Annotated in this window: 17 protein-coding genes; 16 read left to right on the top strand and 1 reads right to left on the bottom strand. The window is 38.9% G+C overall.

Annotated features, from left to right (window positions below):
* Window positions 1–5 precede the first annotated feature (5 nt).
* The 6 genes from ACEPXG_RS17730 (at window position 6) to ACEPXG_RS17705 (ending at window position 5,686) form a co-directional block, all read left to right on the top strand.
* Complete coding sequence (locus ACEPXG_RS17730; RefSeq protein WP_391205380.1) at window positions 6–878, top strand: 3-hydroxyacyl-CoA dehydrogenase; 873 nt, start codon at window positions 6–8, stop codon at window positions 876–878.
* On the top strand, window positions 875–2,080 hold the full coding sequence (pcaF, locus tag ACEPXG_RS17725; protein WP_391205378.1) for a 3-oxoadipyl-CoA thiolase: 1,206 nt from the start codon (window positions 875–877) through the stop codon (window positions 2,078–2,080). Before ACEPXG_RS17730 ends, pcaF begins: the two co-directional genes overlap by 4 nt.
* Before the next feature lie 103 nt (window positions 2,081–2,183).
* On the top strand, window positions 2,184–2,960 hold the full coding sequence (locus ACEPXG_RS17720) for an enoyl-CoA hydratase-related protein (RefSeq protein ID WP_391205375.1): 777 nt from the start codon (window positions 2,184–2,186) through the stop codon (window positions 2,958–2,960).
* A gap of 108 nt (window positions 2,961–3,068) precedes the next feature.
* Complete coding sequence (paaX, locus tag ACEPXG_RS17715; RefSeq protein WP_391205372.1) at window positions 3,069–3,947, top strand: phenylacetic acid degradation operon negative regulatory protein PaaX; 879 nt, start codon at window positions 3,069–3,071, stop codon at window positions 3,945–3,947.
* A gap of 160 nt (window positions 3,948–4,107) precedes the next feature.
* Entirely contained in the window at window positions 4,108–5,109 is a 1,002-nt protein-coding gene (locus tag ACEPXG_RS17710) for a transposase (RefSeq protein WP_391203276.1), read from the top strand.
* A gap of 4 nt (window positions 5,110–5,113) precedes the next feature.
* Entirely contained in the window at window positions 5,114–5,686 is a 573-nt protein-coding gene (locus tag ACEPXG_RS17705; protein WP_391204710.1) for a hypothetical protein, read from the top strand.
* Window positions 5,687–5,935: 249 nt separating this feature from the next.
* Here the strand turns inward: ACEPXG_RS17705 and ACEPXG_RS17700 are convergent, their stop codons facing one another.
* Window positions 5,936–6,463 (bottom strand): gamma carbonic anhydrase family protein, encoded by a 528-nt coding sequence (locus ACEPXG_RS17700; protein ID WP_391205369.1) that lies wholly within the window; start codon window positions 6,461–6,463, stop codon window positions 5,936–5,938.
* Window positions 6,464–6,547: 84 nt separating this feature from the next.
* Between ACEPXG_RS17700 and ACEPXG_RS17695 the strand changes: the two genes are divergently transcribed.
* The 10 genes from ACEPXG_RS17695 to ACEPXG_RS17650 all read left to right on the top strand — a co-directional run bounded on the left by ACEPXG_RS17695 (window position 6,548) and on the right by ACEPXG_RS17650 (window position 17,188).
* Window positions 6,548–7,513, top strand: a complete 966-nt coding sequence (locus tag ACEPXG_RS17695; protein WP_391205366.1) for an NAD(P)H-dependent flavin oxidoreductase — start codon at window positions 6,548–6,550, stop codon at window positions 7,511–7,513.
* Window positions 7,514–7,897: 384 nt separating this feature from the next.
* Window positions 7,898–8,299, top strand: coding sequence for a thioesterase family protein (locus ACEPXG_RS17690; protein WP_391209980.1), 402 nt, complete (start codon window positions 7,898–7,900; stop codon window positions 8,297–8,299).
* 51 nt (window positions 8,300–8,350) lie between these two features.
* A complete protein-coding gene (locus ACEPXG_RS17685) occupies window positions 8,351–9,499 on the top strand; it encodes a Leu/Phe/Val dehydrogenase (RefSeq protein WP_391205363.1) in 1,149 nt (382 codons plus the stop codon).
* Window positions 9,500–9,514: 15 nt separating this feature from the next.
* Window positions 9,515–10,570, top strand: a complete 1,056-nt coding sequence (pdhA, locus tag ACEPXG_RS17680; protein WP_391205360.1) for a pyruvate dehydrogenase (acetyl-transferring) E1 component subunit alpha — start codon at window positions 9,515–9,517, stop codon at window positions 10,568–10,570.
* Between the two features lie 3 nt (window positions 10,571–10,573).
* Window positions 10,574–11,590 (top strand): alpha-ketoacid dehydrogenase subunit beta, encoded by a 1,017-nt coding sequence (locus ACEPXG_RS17675; protein ID WP_391205357.1) that lies wholly within the window; start codon window positions 10,574–10,576, stop codon window positions 11,588–11,590.
* 12 nt (window positions 11,591–11,602) lie between these two features.
* Window positions 11,603–12,814 (top strand): dihydrolipoamide acetyltransferase family protein, encoded by a 1,212-nt coding sequence (locus ACEPXG_RS17670; RefSeq protein WP_391205354.1) that lies wholly within the window; start codon window positions 11,603–11,605, stop codon window positions 12,812–12,814.
* 1 nt (window position 12,815) lies between these two features.
* A complete protein-coding gene (locus tag ACEPXG_RS17665; RefSeq protein WP_391205351.1) occupies window positions 12,816–14,246 on the top strand; it encodes a dihydrolipoyl dehydrogenase family protein in 1,431 nt (476 codons plus the stop codon).
* A gap of 125 nt (window positions 14,247–14,371) precedes the next feature.
* Window positions 14,372–15,346 (top strand): ABC transporter substrate-binding protein, encoded by a 975-nt coding sequence (locus ACEPXG_RS17660; RefSeq protein ID WP_391205348.1) that lies wholly within the window; start codon window positions 14,372–14,374, stop codon window positions 15,344–15,346.
* A 17-nt stretch (window positions 15,347–15,363) separates the two neighbouring features.
* Window positions 15,364–16,416, top strand: a complete 1,053-nt coding sequence (locus ACEPXG_RS17655; protein WP_391205345.1) for an ABC transporter permease — start codon at window positions 15,364–15,366, stop codon at window positions 16,414–16,416.
* The gene (locus ACEPXG_RS17650) at window positions 16,391–17,188 is read left to right on the top strand and encodes an ABC transporter ATP-binding protein (RefSeq protein WP_391205342.1); all 798 of its coding nucleotides are present in this window, start codon (window positions 16,391–16,393) and stop codon (window positions 17,186–17,188) included. The genes ACEPXG_RS17655 and ACEPXG_RS17650 overlap by 26 nt, the downstream gene beginning before the upstream one ends.

Genomic DNA, 17,188 nt, shown 5'->3' with positions numbered 1-17,188 from the left:
TAAAGATGATTAACCATATTGTAATCATAGGTTCAGGTGTGATGGGAAGAGGAATCGCTTATGTTGGAGCGGTTGGTGGGTATGAAGTGACACTCGTCGACAATAATGATTCTGCATTACAAAATGCGAAAAAAGAAATAGATAGTATTTTTGAAAAAGGTATAAAGCTTGGGAAAATTTCATTTGACCAAGCCGACCAGGCACGCGGGAATTTAACTTATGAAATCGACTTGAAAAAAGCGTCTAGAATTGCTGACTTAATCATTGAAGCTGTTCCAGAAAAGACGGAAATTAAAAAACATGTGTTTGAAACGATAGAAGAATATGCTCCGAGTCATTGTTATTTTGCTACAAATACTTCAACGATGAGCCCAACGGAAATTGCTTCTTTTGGTAAACGCCCAGAAAAAACAATTGCGATGCACTTTTTTAATCCTGTACATAAAATGCCTCTTGTCGAAATTGTTCGTGGGTTGGAAACGAGCGATGAAACGGCAGAAACGATTAGAGAGGTAGCCGTAAAGATGGGGAAAGAAACAGTCGTCATCAATGAATTTCCCGGGTTCGTAACGAGCCGGATAAGCGCACTTGTTGGCAATGAAGCATTTTACATGCTCCAAGAAGGACTGGGCACTCCAGAAGAAATTGATAAAGCAATCAAGCTAGGATTGAATTATCCAATGGGTCCATTCGAACTCGTCGATCTCGTTGGACTAGATACGCGGTTGAATAACTTGAACTATTTACACGAAAAGCTTGGGGAGAAATATCGCCCAGCACCTCTCCTCGAGCAATATGTCAAAGCAGGGCGACTTGGACGAAAGACCGGCAAAGGTGTATACGACTATACAACAAAGGAAGAGTTGGTTAAGAAATGAGAGAAGTCGTCATAGTGGATGCTGTCCGCACGCCTATCGGAAGATACAATGGTGCATTAAAAGATGTACGGCCGGATGATTTGGGCGCTATCGTTATTAAAGCACTTGTTGAACGGAATACGAATATACCCCCAGAACAAATTGAAGAAGTTATTTTCGGAAATGCCAATCAAGCTGGTGAAGATAATCGCAACGTTGCGCGCATGTCTGGATTGTTAGCTGGTCTGCCAGTCGAAGTCGCAGGCACAACTATTAACCGTCTATGTGGGTCCGGGCTTGACGCAATCATGTACGCAGCAAGAGCAATTGCAGTCGGTGAAGGGGATATTTACATCGCAGGTGGCACAGAAAGCATGACTCGTGCTCCACTTGTCATGGCAAAGCCAGATAAAGAATTTCCACGAGGCAATATGGAATTGCAAGATACAACAATCGGCTGGCGTTTTACCAATAAAAAAATGAAAGAAATGTACGGTGTAGATACGATGCCGCAAACAGCAGAAAACGTTGCAAAGAGGTATCATATAACCCGGCAAGATCAGGATTTATTTGCGTTCGAAAGTCAGCAACGTGCAAAAAAAGCAATGGAAGAAAATCGATTTGCTGAAGAAATCGTTCCAGTTGTTTATAAAGACCGAAAAGGAAATGAAATCATTGTAGATCATGATGAACATCCGAGGCCAGATACAACACTTGAAATGCTTGGGAAGCTTAAACCATTATTTGAAGGCGGTACTGTTACGGCAGGCAATGCTTCGGGCGTTAATGACGGTGCAGCTGCTTTAATACTAATGAGTGCAGAAAAAGCGAAAGAACTGAATTTGAAGCCTTTAGCAAAATATGTGACAGGAGCAACAGCTGGACTTGAACCTTCTGTTATGGGGCTTGGACCAATTTTTGCTTCCAGAAAAGCTTTGCATCGTGCTGGGCTAACGATTAAAGACCTTGGCCTGGTTGAATTGAATGAAGCCTTTGCTTCCCAATCACTGGAGTGCATACGTCAGTTAGAATTAAGCACTGAAAAAGTAAACGTCAATGGCGGAGCAATCGCATTTGGACACCCTTTAGGTGCGAGTGGAGCTCGCATTGTAACGACACTTTTGTATGAAATGAAGAAAAAGGATGTTCAATTCGGATTAGCAACGATGTGTATCGGAGTTGGTCAAGGAATTGCAACGATTTTTGAACGTATACCAGAATAGAAAGTTAAATAAGGCTGTCCTTCAAGCGTCAATGCTCTTTTGGAAAAAAGGGAGAGCAAAAGCGAGAGTGGGGCAGTCTTTTAATCGAAAAGGGGACGATACTATGACAACTATTTTATTTAAAAAAGTAGAAAACATCGCATATATCACCATTAATCGTGAAGAATCCTTGAACTGTTTTAATTACGAAACATTACATGCGCTTCAAAAAGTAGTAGATGTAATTTCGATTGATGCAGATATAAGAGTAGTCATTTTTACGGGAGCAGGTGACAAGTCATTTAGTGCCGGTGCCGATTTAAAAGAGCGAAAAGCATTGAACGAATCAGAGGTTAGAAGAAATGTAAAAGCGATTCGAGATGTGTTTAATAGCATTGCAAATCTTCCACAGCCAACGATTGCTGCAGTAAATGGTTATGCATTTGGCGGCGGTTTTGAGTTAATGATTGCCTGTGACTTTTCCATTGCAGCTGAAGGAGTAAAAATGGGTCTAACGGAAACGAGTTGGGCTATCATTCCAGGAGCGGGAGGGACGCAACGACTCCCAAGGCTAGTTGGGGAAATGAAAGCGAAGGAGCTAATCTTCACTGCGAGGAAATTCACAGCAGAAGAAGGGGTACAACTTGGGGTCGTTTTGAAAACTGTGAAGAAAGATAACCTTCTTGCAGAATGTGAACAACTGGCCCATGAAATGATGGGAAATGGTCCGGTAGCGGTCAAGCAAGCAAAATATGCCATTACACAAGGGATGAACACCGACTTGCAAACTGGCCTTGCAATCGAATCCAAGGCATATGAATTAACAATTCCAACCGAGGATCGAATGGAAGCATTACATGCATTCAGTGAGAAAAGAAAACCTATTTTTATAGGAAGATAATTAATTTTCTATATTTAGCTACGTATTTGATTTCCTGTAACAAAATAATGAAAGACGGAAAGAAGCGTGATATATTGTTAGATAGAGAAAAAGAAAGAGTGAATCTATATGTCAAATACGCAATCAATGATATTTACAATCTACGGAGATTATATCCGCCATTACGGCAATAAAATATGGATTGGCAGCTTGATCCGATTATTGAAGGAATTTGGCCACAATGAACAGTCGGTTCGAGTAGCCGTGTCCAGAATGATGAAACAAGGTTGGCTTGAATCTGAGAAGAAAGGAAATAAGAGTTATTACTTTCTGACTACACGTGGAGAAGCACGAATGGAAGAAGCGGCGATTCGGATTTTTAAATTGATGCCAAATGATTGGGACGGAAAATGGCGTATGCTTATGTATACAATTCCAGAAGAAAAAAGACAAATCCGTGATGAACTCCGCAAAGAGCTTTTATGGAGTGGTTTTGGAAGTTTTTCCAATGGATGCTGGATTTCACCGAACAATCTTGAAAAAGAAGTACAATTTCTTATTAAAAAATATGACATACAAGCTTATGTAGATTTCTTCATATCCGAATACAAAGGACCGCAGGCAAACAGAGAACTTGTTGAAAAAAGCTGGCCACTTCAAGAAATCGATGGGAAATATAAAGAATTTATTTCAACCTATAGTGAACAATATATAGTCCACCAAAGCATGATGAACGATGGCCGAATGACAGATGCAGAGTGTTTTGTAGAACGGACAAACCTCGTCCATGAATACCGCAAATTTCTCTTTACTGATCCTGGGCTACCGAAAGAACTACTCCCAGAAATATGGAGTGGAAACCATGCCGCTCTTTTATTCGAGCAATATTATAAACTGCTCGCACGATCAGCAAGCCGCTTTTTCGAAGAAGTATTCCAAGAAGACAATGATTTGCGTCGGAAAGACAAAGGATATGACGCAGATGATCATCCGCTTCTCATGGATTAACAACTTTTGTATTGTTTAATAAAAGACGGAACAATAAGTGAATTGCTAGAATGGGATTAGATAAATAAAAAACATTTTTAAACTTAAACGGCTAATATATCGCAATGACCTAAATTTATGGTAAAATATAAATAATAAATTCATAAATGATGGTGAGAAAATGCGAACAAAAAATCGTTTAGTTGCTACTGAAACAAAATACTATAGACCTGAGTTTTCAAACTGTCCAACTTGTCAATCTAAGTTAGATTATTGTCATACAGTCTCTAAAAAGACCATTTCTACTCTGGATGGGGTAAAAACCATTATTAACATGGGGTATCGCTGTACGAACCCAACATGTGAAAATGCGTCGACTGTATTTCGTTCTGCACAAGCAGAACACTTAAGTATAAAACACATCACATACGGGATTGATGTCTTGGCTTTTGTTGGAGAATTACGTTTTAAAGAGCACAAAACTCGAATAGAAATAATGAACATTTTAAATCAAAGTGGGGTTGTCGTTTCAGAGCGTCATGTCCAGAAATTATATGAAAGATACACGGTTTTACTGCGCGCCAGCGTGGTGGAAAACAGTAAAAATATGCTTAATGAAATGGTGGATAAGCATGGTGGGATCATTCTTTCTATGGATGGGGTACAGCCTGAAAAGGGGAATGAAACACTTTACGTGATTAGAGAAGTTCTTAGTGGGACGATTCTAGCGGCCAAGAATGTGAAAAGTAGTTCCACGGAAGAACTAATGGAATTTATCAAGCCTGTCTTAGATTTGGGATTTCCAATTCTAGGTTTTGTCAGTGATGGTCAGAAATCAATTCGACTTGCGTTTGAAACTTTGTCTCCAGAAACACCTTATCAGTACTGTCAATTTCACTATTTAAAAGACATCGCAAAACCAGCTGTGGATAAAGATCGTAAGTTAAAAACAAACATCAAAAAGAAACTGCGCGGAATACGCGAAATTGAAAAAAAGGCTTTAGAAGAAGATCATCTAGAATCAGAAACAACTCTAGCATATACTGCGGCAATCCGTTCTGTTTTATTAGAAGATGGATGTCCGCCTCTTGATTTACCAGGAATGAAGATTTTTGAACAGACAAAACTGATTCAAAAATCGATCGAAAATTGCCTGGAAAAAAAGGGCTCCTCTAATACTTAAAAGGTTGTTCAGAATAGTCAGTAATGTTGATTCCTTTCAAAAAGAATACCAACAAGTTGTTAGACTAAATACGCGTATTAGACGCATCGCTACTATATTAGAGCCTTCCAAACGTAAAACAAGCGATTCTGTTAGAAATAGATTAGCTTCTTACCTAAAGGAGATAGAACGAAAGTTAACAAAAGAAGAAGATGAAGAGTTTGTAGATAACTTGAAACGGTATAGCAAAGGATTTTGGAAAGGATTATTTGCGTGTTATGACTATCCGATTTTACCTAGAACAAACAATGATCATGAGTTGTTTTTCCGTAGAATTAAGCGTAGACATCGAAGAATTACTGGTTTGCGTTCTTGGAATCGCTACATTATGAGACACGGGGAGTATATTGTATTTGCCGAAGATGCAATAGATGACCCAAACATTATCCAACGCCTCTCATCGGTAAGTCATGATAAGTATTGTGAAGAAAATGAAAGTTGGAATGAAAGAAAAAGTGAACATGTGAAGAGATATCGATATAAAAGAGATCCATCCTCGTATCTTAAAAATATAGAAGAAAAATGGCTAAACCAATAATTGTGTTAGTTTAGCCGTTTAAGTTTTAAAAAGGTATTGGCCAAACCAATACCTTTTTTGTTAATACGAGAGTTTCACAAGTTAACTCTTCTTATTGAGAAATGGTTGCTTTCATGAAGAAACTGATTGCTTTTATAATTGAATCTGTTGCTCTCTTCCAGTTTTACCCTTTAAATTACAAGCCAAATAGAAAATGCAGCCAATATTGTTATTTTGGCTGCTGCTTTACTATGGAAAGTGTCTATTCTTTCATTTGCATTCCCCGTTTTGAAGAATCTCTCTATAGTCATATCCTTTCTGAACATACGTATCAATGGATAATTGGATAATCTCGAAATCCTTTTCGTTCAATTCTCTAACTACTTTTCCTGGCGATCCGACGACTAGTGAGCGGGGAGGAATTTTCTTTCCAGGTGGTATTAATGTGTTAGCGCCAATAATGCACTCTTCCCCAATTTCGGCATGATCCAGAATAGTAGAACCCATTCCGATAATCGAGCGTTTTCCAACCTTGCAGCCATGTAGAATGACATTATGTCCAACAGTAACTTCGTCTTCTACTACAACTGGCGCATCTTCATATAAATGAATGGTCGAATTGTCCTGGATGCTACATCTTTTTCCAATTGAAATCAATCCTTCGTCTCCTCGCAGCACCGCATTAAACCAAATCGTAGACTCTTCCCCAACTTGCACTTCTCCAATAACTTTTGCACCCGGTGCGACAAAAACAGTCGGATCTAACTTTGGTTTTTTCCCTTTATACGTAATAATCATTCATTTTACCCCCATTTCTAAAATTATCGGAATTGTTATTCTATTAGATTTAATATAACATATTTGAGTAGAGGTGAATAAAAAATGATATATATATGTGAAAAGCTAAAAATTAACTATCCAATTATTCAAGGTGGAATGGGCAATATTAGCAATGCGCAGCTCACTGCAGCTGTATCAGAAGCTGGGGGTCTTGGAACAATAGGGTGTGGAACCATGACGCCAAAGGAAGTAGAGAATATAATACTTGAAACGAAACAGCTAACAAATAAAAATTTCGCTGTAAACATTGCAATTAGTGTTTCGCCTTATGTGACCGACTTGGTAGAGCTTATTATCAAGCATAACGTTCCGATTGTTTCATTATCAGCGGGAAATCCGGTGCCTTATATACCATTACTGCATGAACATGGTGTAACAGTTATAGCGCTTGTAGCTTCTGTAAAGCATGCACAAAAAGCGGAACAAGCTGGGGCCGATATACTTGTGGCGGAAGGATTTGAAGCGGCGGGCATTAACTCAAACCTAGAGTTAACGACATTCACGCTCATACCGCAAATTGTAAAGCACGTAAAAATTCCCGTAGTTGCAGCAGGAGGAATAGGCGACGGCAAAGGATTGGCCGCTGCCCTTATGCTAGGTGCAAGTGGTGTTCAAATTGGTACTCGCCTAATTGCAACAAAGGAAGCACCTTTCCACCATGTGTACAAGCAAAACCTAGTGGAAGCAAGTGATACTGAAACGATGATTATCGGGAGAAGTGTAGGCCGCTTAAGAAGAATTTTAAAGACACCATATGCGATAAAGTTAGATGAGTTGGATAAAGCGGGAATGACACTGGAGCAATACAGTGACCTGACATCGGAAAAAAAACATATCAAAGGTGCGATTGAAGGCGATATGGAAAATGGTTTTATTAATAGTGGTCAAATCGCAGGTCTTATTGAAGACATTCCAACAGTAAAAGAATTAATCGATGAAATGATGAAAGAAGCGGAAAATCGAATGACAAGATCTGCGGAGGAAATAAAAAGTTTACTAGCAAAATAGTAAAATATCCTCAATATGATTACTGAAAATAAAGGATCGTGGAGTGATGCATTCACTTCACGATCTTTTTGCGTTCCCACAAATAATAGTGTAGTCCAATGTTTCGTCCATGCTCTCCGGAAATAGTGAAGACCAAATCTACTTAAAGTGCGCTTTTCATATATATTTTGTAATAAACTAATTCAAAATACATAGATTTTTCTGATTATTATATTGACTAACATATTACGGATTGATACTATTACGTTATAATAGTGTTATGCCAAACGGACGTGTCACTAAATATGTAAGCGTTTGCAAAGTTTTGTAGAATGGTAGATGGAATTATAGAAACACCATTCTGTTTTATCAACAATCAACCATATAGTAAACAGAGGTGAAATGATGAAGCGAGGGATGGAGTTAGGTAGAGAAGAAACGATAGAAATAATTGTGACAGAGGATATGTTTGCTTCATTTGAAGGGGAAGTTGTACATCCTGTCTATTCAACGGTTGCAATGACATATCATATGGAGTGGGTTTCTAGGAAAATCATTCTTCCTTTTTTGGAAGATGATGAAGAGGGTATGGGAGCTTCCGTTAAGCTCAACCATTTAGCACCTTCCCTACTCGGTTCCACAGTTACATTGACAGCAACTTTAGTAGAACTAGTTGACAATGCAGTAATCACAAAAGTAACCGCATACAATCATTTGGGAATAATTGGTAAAGGTGAAGTAAAACAAGTAATTTTACCAAAAGATATGATTGCGGAAAAACTGAAAAGTGCTTCATCACTTCATTAAGAAAAAGGAAGTTAATTTAGATATAAAGTAATCGCTAAGGGGGCTTAATAGATGATAATGGCAGATAAATTATCAATGACAAAAGAATATGATCTTTTCGATAAGATGTCTAAACATGAACAGGTGGTTTTTTGCAATGATCCATCCACGGGCTTACGTGCAATAATTGCAATTCATAACACAACGCTTGGACCAGCACTCGGTGGATGTCGTATGCAACCTTATAACAACGTAGAAGAAGCGCTTGAGGATGCGCTTCGTCTTTCAAAAGGAATGACGTATAAATGTGCAGCTGCCGATGTCGATTTCGGGGGTGGGAAAGCAGTCATTATTGGTGATCCAAAAACAGATAAATCACCAGAATTATTCCGCGCGTTCGGTCAATTTGTGAACTCACTAGGTGGTCGTTTTTATACAGGAACCGATATGGGAACGACAATGGATGACTTCATTCATGCGATGAAAGAAACGAACTTTGTCAATGGGCTTCCTGAGGAATATGGGGGCGGTGGGGATTCATCTATACCTACTGCAGCGGGTGTTTTGTATGGTATTAAAGCAACCAATCAATTGCTATATGGAAGTGACGAATTAGGGCGACATTCTTATGCCATTCAAGGCCTAGGGAAGGTTGGATTCAAAGTTGCTACTGGATTACTGGAGGCAGGTGCCCACATTTACGTAACGGATATTAACGAAGAAAGTCTGCGGGCAATTGAGGAAGTAGCAGCAAAAACACCTGGTAAAGGACAAATTGTTGCAAATGATGACATTTATTCGCAAGAAGCGGACATTTTCGTTCCATGTGCATTTGGTGGGATTATTAACGACACTACAATTCCTATGTTTAAAGTTAAAGCAATTGTAGGATCGGCAAACAATCAGTTATTAAATGATAGACATGGTAAGTTATTGCAAGATAAAGGAATTTTATATGCCCCCGACTATATCGTCAATTCTGGTGGTCTCATTCAGGTGGCAGATGAATTGTATGGCATTAATCATGAACGAGTGCTTGCCAAGACAAAACATATATACGATGCGATTCTAGAAGTGTATAAGGATGCTGCAAGTAGTGGGAAAACAACAGAGGAATCGGCGAATGCCATGTGTGAAAAAAGAATAGCGAATCGAGGAAAACGGAATAGTTTTTACTCAGCACCAACGAAACCAAAATGGTCCTTTAACAAACAACCCTGATTGGAGAGAAGTTAAGTGGAACATAACTATCCTATTAAAAGAATAATAGATGATGAAGGCCTTCTTTTGGATGCAAGTTTTGAAAAACAGATAGATAAACGATTGGTAAAAGATCTGTACTATCACATGTTACGAGTTCGTGCTTTTGATAGAAAAGCGATTAACTTGCAGCGACAAGGCCGTCTAGGTACTTATGCGCCTTTTGAAGGACAGGAAGCTGCTCAAGTAGGTAGCGCACTTGCATTAAATGCAGACGATTGGGTTTTCCCAACTTATCGTGATCATGGTGTGACAATAACGTTTGGAAAAAGTATGGTTCAAACGTTTTTGTACTGGAATGGAAGGGTGGAAGGATGTGTAGTTCCGCCAGATCTAAATATTTTCCCACCAGCTGTTCCAATTGCGACTCAAATCCCTCATGCCGCAGGAGCTGCCTGGGCTGAAAAGAGAAGAGGGACAAAAAATGCAGCGATAGCCTATTTTGGCGATGGAGCTACTTCGGAAGGTGATTTCCATGAAGGTTTGAATTTTGCAAGTGTGTTCAAAGTGCCAGTTGTCTTTTTTAATCAAAATAATGGGTATGCGATATCCGTTCCAACTGAAAAACAGATGAATTCTGCAACGATAGCGCAAAAATCAGTTGCTTATGGGTTGCCTGGGTTGCGGATTGATGGTAATGACTGTTTTGTAGTTTATTTTGAAACGAAAAAAGCATTTGACTATGCCCGTGCCGGTAATGGGCCGACGTTAATAGAAGCGGTTACTTGGCGAAAAGGTGCACACACAACCGCTGATGATCCTTCTAAATACAGGTCTGAAAAACAAGGGGAAGATATTGCTGATCCTCTTGCAAGATTAGAGTTATTTATGAAAAATTACGGCTACTGGGATGATGAGTGGGTTCAAGCTACTAAAGAAAAAACGAATAGTGAAGTCGAAGCGGCTGTAGAAGAAATGGAAAAATTTCCGCCGCCGAATGTAGAGGACGTTTTCAATCACGTATACGCTGAAATGCCAGCTCAAATCGCTGAACAAAAAGAGGCGTACCTATCACATTTAGGGAGGCAGTAATGAATGGCACAATTGAAAGAGTCGGATCAAAAAACAGAAACGACTAAACAACTGACGTTAATTCAAGCGATTAATGAGGCTATGCGTTTGATGCTAGAAGAGGATGAGCGAACAATTATACTCGGTGAAGATATTGGTAAAAACGGAGGGGTGTTCCGTGCAACTGAGGGACTTCAGGAAGTGTTTGGTGAAGAACGGGTAGTCGATACACCGCTTTCAGAAGCAGGGATTATCGGTACGTCAATTGGACTTGCGGTTAATGGTTTTAGACCAGTGGCAGAAATCCAATTTCTCGGTTTTATCTATCCTGCATACGAACAAATAATGACACATGTCTCGCGTATTCGAATGCGAACAATGTCCCGTTTTACTGTGCCAATGGTTATCCGAGCACCATACGGAGCAGGAATTCGTGCGCCAGAAATACATTCCGACAGTACAGAAATCTTATTCACACATATGCCTGGCATCAAGGTTGTCTGTCCATCTAATCCATACGATGCAAAGGGGTTATTGATTGCAGCGATGGAAGACCCTGATCCAGTGTTAGTTTTGGAGCCAATGAAAAGCTATCGTGCAAAAAGAGAAGAAGTACCTGTAGGGAAATATACGGTGGAAATTGGTAAAGGAAAAATAGTACGGGAAGGTACTGATGTAACCCTTATTGCTTGGGGAGCAATGATTTCAATTGCAGAAAAAGCAGCAGAACAGGCAGAGAAAAAAGGAATTAGTTGTGAAATTATAGATCTACGAACATTGTATCCAATTGATCGTGACATTATAGCGGGCTCGGTGCAAAAGACAACGAGAGCGGTAATTATTCATGAAGCGCATAGTACAGGTGGCCTAGGAAACGATATTGTATCAATTATTAATGATACAGCTTTCCTTTATCTCCGAGCTCCAATTGAACGTATTACGGGATTTGATGTACCGGTTCCATTCTTTGCATTAGAAGAACATTATCTACCAACACCGGCACGCGTCGTTGAAGGAATAGAAAAAGTGGTTCATTTTTAAGGAGGAAATGGAATGCTCGAAGTAAAGCTACATGATGTCGGGGAAGGAATGACGGAAGGAGAAGTGATCCATTACTTAGTCAAAGTTGGAGATTCAGTTATGACGGATCAGCCGCTTGTCGAAGTACAAACAGATAAAATGGTCGCTGAACTCACATCGCCTTGCTCGGGTATCGTGAAAAAAATTCCTATTAATGTCGGTGAAACAGTTCAGGTAGGAACAAGTCTACTTTACATTGAAGTAGATGAGGGTACGCGGTCAGAACAAAAATCACTGATAGAAATGAAACAAGTTTCAGCGAAAGAGGCAAATCCTACACTTGAAAAAGCATCACTTAATACTTTTAAAAGAGTACTTGCAGCACCATATACACGCAAAATTGCTCGCGACAACAACATAAATCTGGAAGATGTCCATGCCACTGATCCATCAGGAAGAGTAACGGAAGAAGATGTTATTCGATTCTTAAAAGGACATCGAACTGACAAGGAATTAGTAAAAGATGTGAAGCAAATAGTGGTTGTTCAAGAGACTCCTGATGAGATTCCTTTTAGAGGCATTCGTAAAAAGATTGCCGAAAAGATGACGAAATCACTCTTTACAATCCCGCATGTCACTCATTTTGATGAAGTCAATATGACAAAACTGGTTGAAATGAAGGAGCAATTGAAAGCATCTGGTGAATCAGTCAGCATATCCGCATTCCTTATTAAAGCACTTGTTATTTCATTGAAGGACTTCCCAATATTCAATGCGGAACTAGATGAAGAGAATAGTAGGATACTACTTAAGAAAAACTATCATATTGGTATCGCAACAAACACGGAAAGCGGCTTAATCGTCCCTGTTATCCATGATGCCGATAAGAAATCGATTAAAGAGATTCATAATGTAGTCAAAGATTTAACTAAAAGAGCTATCGATGGAAAATTACAACCGTTTGAAATGCAAAATAGCACGTTTACAGTGAGTAATGTGGGACCACTAGGAAGTACGGGTGCAACTCCAATTATTAATTATCCTGAAACGGCTCTTATTGCCTTTCACAAAACGAAAAAACAACCTATCGTCAATGAACGTGATGAAATTGTTATCGGTTATATCATGACACTTTCCATGGCGTTTGACCACCGTGTTGCGGATGGTGCGACGGCCGTTAAATTTACTAATCGATTTGCAAGCCTAATTGAACAACCCCACAAACTGATGATGGAGATGATATAAAATGGTTGTTGGGGAAATTAGTCAAGAACGAAATCTTATAATCATTGGAGGAGGGCCAGGCGGCTACAGTGCTGCCATACGGGCTGCACAGCTTGGGCTCTCCGTAACGCTAATTGCACAGGATGAAATGGGCGGTGTTTGTCTGAATGAGGGATGCATTCCTTCTAAAGTTTATACACATGCTGCAGCTAAACGTTCAGAAATTGCTCATTTGCAAGAACTTGGTATTGGAAGTTCGGATACCTTATTTGACATCAAAAAGCTAAGTACCTATAAAACTAAAGTCATCGACCAACTTAGGTCAGGCGTAGAAAGTTTATGTAAGGTAAACAAAATAGAGATAATACGAGGGAAAGCTACATTCCTCGCCGTAGACAAAATTGGTGTAGAAAAAGGACATCAATTTGATATTTTTGAATTCCAACAAGTAATTATTGCAACAGGTAGTTCCCCAATTCTACCAGCTACTATAAAAGAAAAAGGGAAAAGAATTATATTGCCACATGAACTTTTTAAATTAGAAGAGATACCACAGCATCTTATAGTAAGGGGTCAAGATTACATTGCACTTGAAGCTGCTTCTAGTTTTGCAGCATTAGGAGCACAAGTCAGTTTAGTAATAGATGACAAAGCAGGCTTTCCTTTCGATAAATCCATTAATAAAGAATTAATTCGTCTATTTAAAAAACGTAAAATTAGCGTGCATAAAGAAATGATATTCCTTTCAACAAATGAGACGGAAGACGAGATTTCAATAACTTTTCTAACAGATAAAAATGTAGAAGAGACAATACGTGGATCTCATTTATTTGTTTCTGGAACAAGAAAACCTAATGTAGATTGTCTAGGAATAAGTCGTTTCGGAATTGAACAAACAGCTGAAGGCTTTATAAAGGTAGATGAAAATATGCAATCATCAATCCCTTCTATCTATGCAATTGGTGATGTAACGGAAGGACCAATGCTAGCGGTAAAAGCAATCAAACATGGAAAAGCTGCTGCAGCATTTATTGCAGGAGAAAAAACGGAAGTTGACCTAACATTTATGCCTGCTGTTGCGCATACAATTCCGCCAATCGTTTCTGTAGGGCTTACCGAACAAAGTGCACGAGATATGGCATTGCCTATTCGTATTAGTCAATTTGCCCTTGGTGGTAATGGGTATGCAACAATTACTGGTAAAAAGGATGGGTTTATTAAAGTTATTTCTGATTCAACTACTGAAATCATTCAAGGCATTCATATGATTGGAGAAGGGGCAGTTGAAATGTCAGGTTCCTTTGTCCAATTGCTGGAAATGGCCGCGAAAGAAGAGGATATAAAATTTCCACACTATGCACATCCAGGATTCAACGAAGGTCTACTGGAAGTGGTAGAAGGGCTAATCGGACAAGCAATTCATACTTCACCGGTTAAAAAGAAAGGCTTGTAAAATATTTGACTAAAGAATAGGTCGTAAGTAAGTTTACACTCTAAATAGACTGAATATTAAAATTTGTTTTTTAATTTGGATTCACATAAATACAAAATAAAACAACGTTATAAGGGGGAAATGAAATGAAGAACAGTTGGAAAAAAATGATGGCTGTTATTTTTAGTACTACATTAATACTTGCTGCATGTGGTGATGGAGGAGAAAAGACGGCATCCTCGAAGAAATATAAAATTGGTGTCACTCAAATTGTAGAACACCCATCTCTTAATGCTGCTTACGATGGTTTTAAAAAGGCTTTAGAAGATGCAGGAATTGATGCAGAATATGATCCACAAATCGCTCAAGGGGATAATAGTGCTAACACAACAATAGCGACTAATCTTGTCAGTGCAAAGGTGGATCTAATATTTGCAAACTCTACTCCTAGTGCTCAAGCGGCTGCCAGTGCTACATCAGATATTCCAATCGTTTTCACATCCGTGACAGATGCAGTTGGAGCAGAACTTGTTAAATCAATGGAAAGTCCAGGAGGTAATGTAACAGGTACCATTGATGCTCATCCAGATGCGATTTCCGATACAATGAAGTTCCTAAAAGAACAATTGGGAGCAAAAAAGGTTGGAATGGTATTTAACTCAGGAGAACAAAACTCTCGTGCTCAAGTAGATGCAGTAAAAGAAATGTTAAAAGGTATGGATATGACGGTTGTGGAAGCATCAGTTGCTACATCAGCAGATGTGAAACAAGCAGCTGAATCATTAATTGGTAAAGTAGATTCTATGTACATCATTACAGATAATACGGTTGTTTCCGCGCTTGAATCTGTAATTTCAGTCGCAAACGACAATAAAATCCCTGTGATGGTAGCTGAGTTTGACTCTGTTAAACGTGGTGGTTTAGCTGCATACGGCTTTGAATATTATGACATAGGTTACGAAGCAGGACAAATGGCTGTCAAAATCTTAAAAGGTGAAAGTAAGCCAGCAGACTTACCTGTTCAAGTTCCACAAAATTTAAAGCTAGTTATGAATAAAAAAGCGGCTTCTATTTTAGGGATCGATATTAAAGATGAATGGAAAGCTGAGCTTGTTGAATAAATAGGAGGTGATTCTACATGTTTGCAGCAGTATTTGGCTCTGTGGAGCAAGGAATCATCTATGCAATTATGGCACTTGGAGTGTATATCTCATTCCGAGTGCTAGATTTTCCAGACTTAACAGTGGACGGTAGTTTTGTAACTGGAGCAGGAGTTGCTGCTACGATGATTATCTCTGGATATAATCCGGTGGTAGCTACACTAGTAGCTATAATTATCGGTTTTCTTGCAGGATGTGTAACTGGGCTCCTACATACAAAAGGAAAAATTAATGCGCTGCTATCCGGAATATTAATGATGATTGCCTTGTATTCCATCAATTTACGCATAATGGGGCTGACCTCTCCAAATTCCATTGGTCGTCCAAATATACCTTTATTAAATGCTGAAACAATGTTTAGTAAGTTCAAATCATTTTGGAGTCCCCTAGGTATTGATACAGCTATAAATAACTTTTTTAATAATCTAGGGTTTCAATACTTGCCTTCCACTTGGGGTACATTGTTCATCATGATTATTATTGTTTTAATCATTAAATTTATCGTCGATTGGTTTTTAAAAACGGAAGTAGGTCTTGCGATAAGAGCTACTGGAGATAATAAGAAAATGATTCGTAGTTTATCTGCTAATACAGACACGCTTATTATTGTTGGACTTGGTTTTTCAAATGCACTTGTAGCCTTCTCTGGAGCATTGATTGCCCAGTATGCAAAATTTGCCGACATCGGAATGGGTATTGGAATGATTATTATTGGGCTCGCTTCCGTTATTATTGGTGAGGCAATTTTTGGAACAAAAACGATTCTGCGAACAACATTTGCTGTAATAGCGGGGGCGATTATTTATCGAATCGTGCTTGGACTTGCGCTTCGAGTAGATTTTCTCGATACAGGAGATATGAAAATAATTACGGCTGTTATTGTAATCGGTTCATTGATTTTACCTCAATTCTTTGAAAAGAAACGAGAAAAAAGTAGAAAAGCAAAACGCCATGCGGAACGATTAGTAGAGCAAAAGCATTTGCTAATGAAAGAGGGGAATACCGTTGCTAAAGCTCAGTCAGGTCAATAAATTATTTAATGAAGCAACTCCTGATGAAAAAATTGCTTTGGATCAAATTAATCTTCAGTTAAATCCTGGAGATTTCATGACGGTTATTGGAAGCAACGGAGCTGGAAAATCAACTATGTTAAATATGATTTCCGGTGCTCTTTCCCCTGATTTTGGTTTCATTGAAATTGCGAATAAAGACGTTACAAAAGTACCGGAATATAAGCGCTCGCAAATGATTGGAAGGGTATTTCAAGATCCGATGGCAGGAACAGCTCCTTCGATGACGATTGAGGAAAACCTGGCAATGGCTTATTCGAGAAATAAAAAACGTATGCTAAAAAAGGGTGTGGACAAGAAACGGCGTGAATTATTCCGTGCATCCCTAGAAACCCTTCATTTAAATCTTGAAAATCGATTGAATGCAAAAGTAGGAATGCTTTCTGGTGGAGAGAGGCAAGCGCTATCTCTATTGATGGCTACTTTTACACAACCTTCAATTTTGCTTTTGGATGAACATACAGCTGCACTAGATCCTTCCCGAGCAGAATTAATTACGAATTTAACAAAGAAGCTTGTTGAAAAAGATCAGCTTACCACTCTAATGATCACGCATAATATGCAACAAGCGCTCGATTTAGGGAACAGGCTTATTATGATGGATAAAGGTCAAATCATTTTAGAAATAGATGCGGAAGAAAAGAAAAAGTTAACTATTCCTAAGCTAATGGATGAATTCCAACGCATTCGTGGCGAGAAATTAACGAGTGATAAGGCATTGTTATCGTTATAA

Origin of the sequence: Psychrobacillus sp. L4 (assembly GCF_042944905.1) — a bacterium.
Classification (GTDB): Bacteria; Bacillota; Bacilli; order Bacillales_A; family Planococcaceae; genus Psychrobacillus.
This window is presented reverse-complemented; position numbering and strand designations above follow the sequence as displayed.

Coding starts and splice junctions, on each gene's coding strand:
- ACEPXG_RS17710 (WP_391203276.1), top strand. CDS start 4,108: ATGCGAACAAAAAATCGTTTAGTTGCTACTGAAACAAAATACTATAGA.
- ACEPXG_RS17675 (WP_391205357.1), top strand. CDS start 10,574: ATGGCACAATTGAAAGAGTCGGATCAAAAAACAGAAACGACTAAACAA.
- paaX (WP_391205372.1), top strand. CDS start 3,069: ATGTCAAATACGCAATCAATGATATTTACAATCTACGGAGATTATATC.
- ACEPXG_RS17730 (WP_391205380.1), top strand. CDS start 6: ATGATTAACCATATTGTAATCATAGGTTCAGGTGTGATGGGAAGAGGA.
- ACEPXG_RS17665 (WP_391205351.1), top strand. CDS start 12,816: ATGGTTGTTGGGGAAATTAGTCAAGAACGAAATCTTATAATCATTGGA.
- ACEPXG_RS17660 (WP_391205348.1), top strand. CDS start 14,372: ATGAAGAACAGTTGGAAAAAAATGATGGCTGTTATTTTTAGTACTACA.
- ACEPXG_RS17720 (WP_391205375.1), top strand. CDS start 2,184: ATGACAACTATTTTATTTAAAAAAGTAGAAAACATCGCATATATCACC.
- ACEPXG_RS17690 (WP_391209980.1), top strand. CDS start 7,898: ATGAAGCGAGGGATGGAGTTAGGTAGAGAAGAAACGATAGAAATAATT.
- ACEPXG_RS17695 (WP_391205366.1), top strand. CDS start 6,548: ATGATATATATATGTGAAAAGCTAAAAATTAACTATCCAATTATTCAA.
- ACEPXG_RS17685 (WP_391205363.1), top strand. CDS start 8,351: ATGATAATGGCAGATAAATTATCAATGACAAAAGAATATGATCTTTTC.
- ACEPXG_RS17700 (WP_391205369.1), bottom strand. CDS start 6,463: ATGATTATTACGTATAAAGGGAAAAAACCAAAGTTAGATCCGACTGTT.
- ACEPXG_RS17655 (WP_391205345.1), top strand. CDS start 15,364: ATGTTTGCAGCAGTATTTGGCTCTGTGGAGCAAGGAATCATCTATGCA.
- ACEPXG_RS17670 (WP_391205354.1), top strand. CDS start 11,603: ATGCTCGAAGTAAAGCTACATGATGTCGGGGAAGGAATGACGGAAGGA.
- pcaF (WP_391205378.1), top strand. CDS start 875: ATGAGAGAAGTCGTCATAGTGGATGCTGTCCGCACGCCTATCGGAAGA.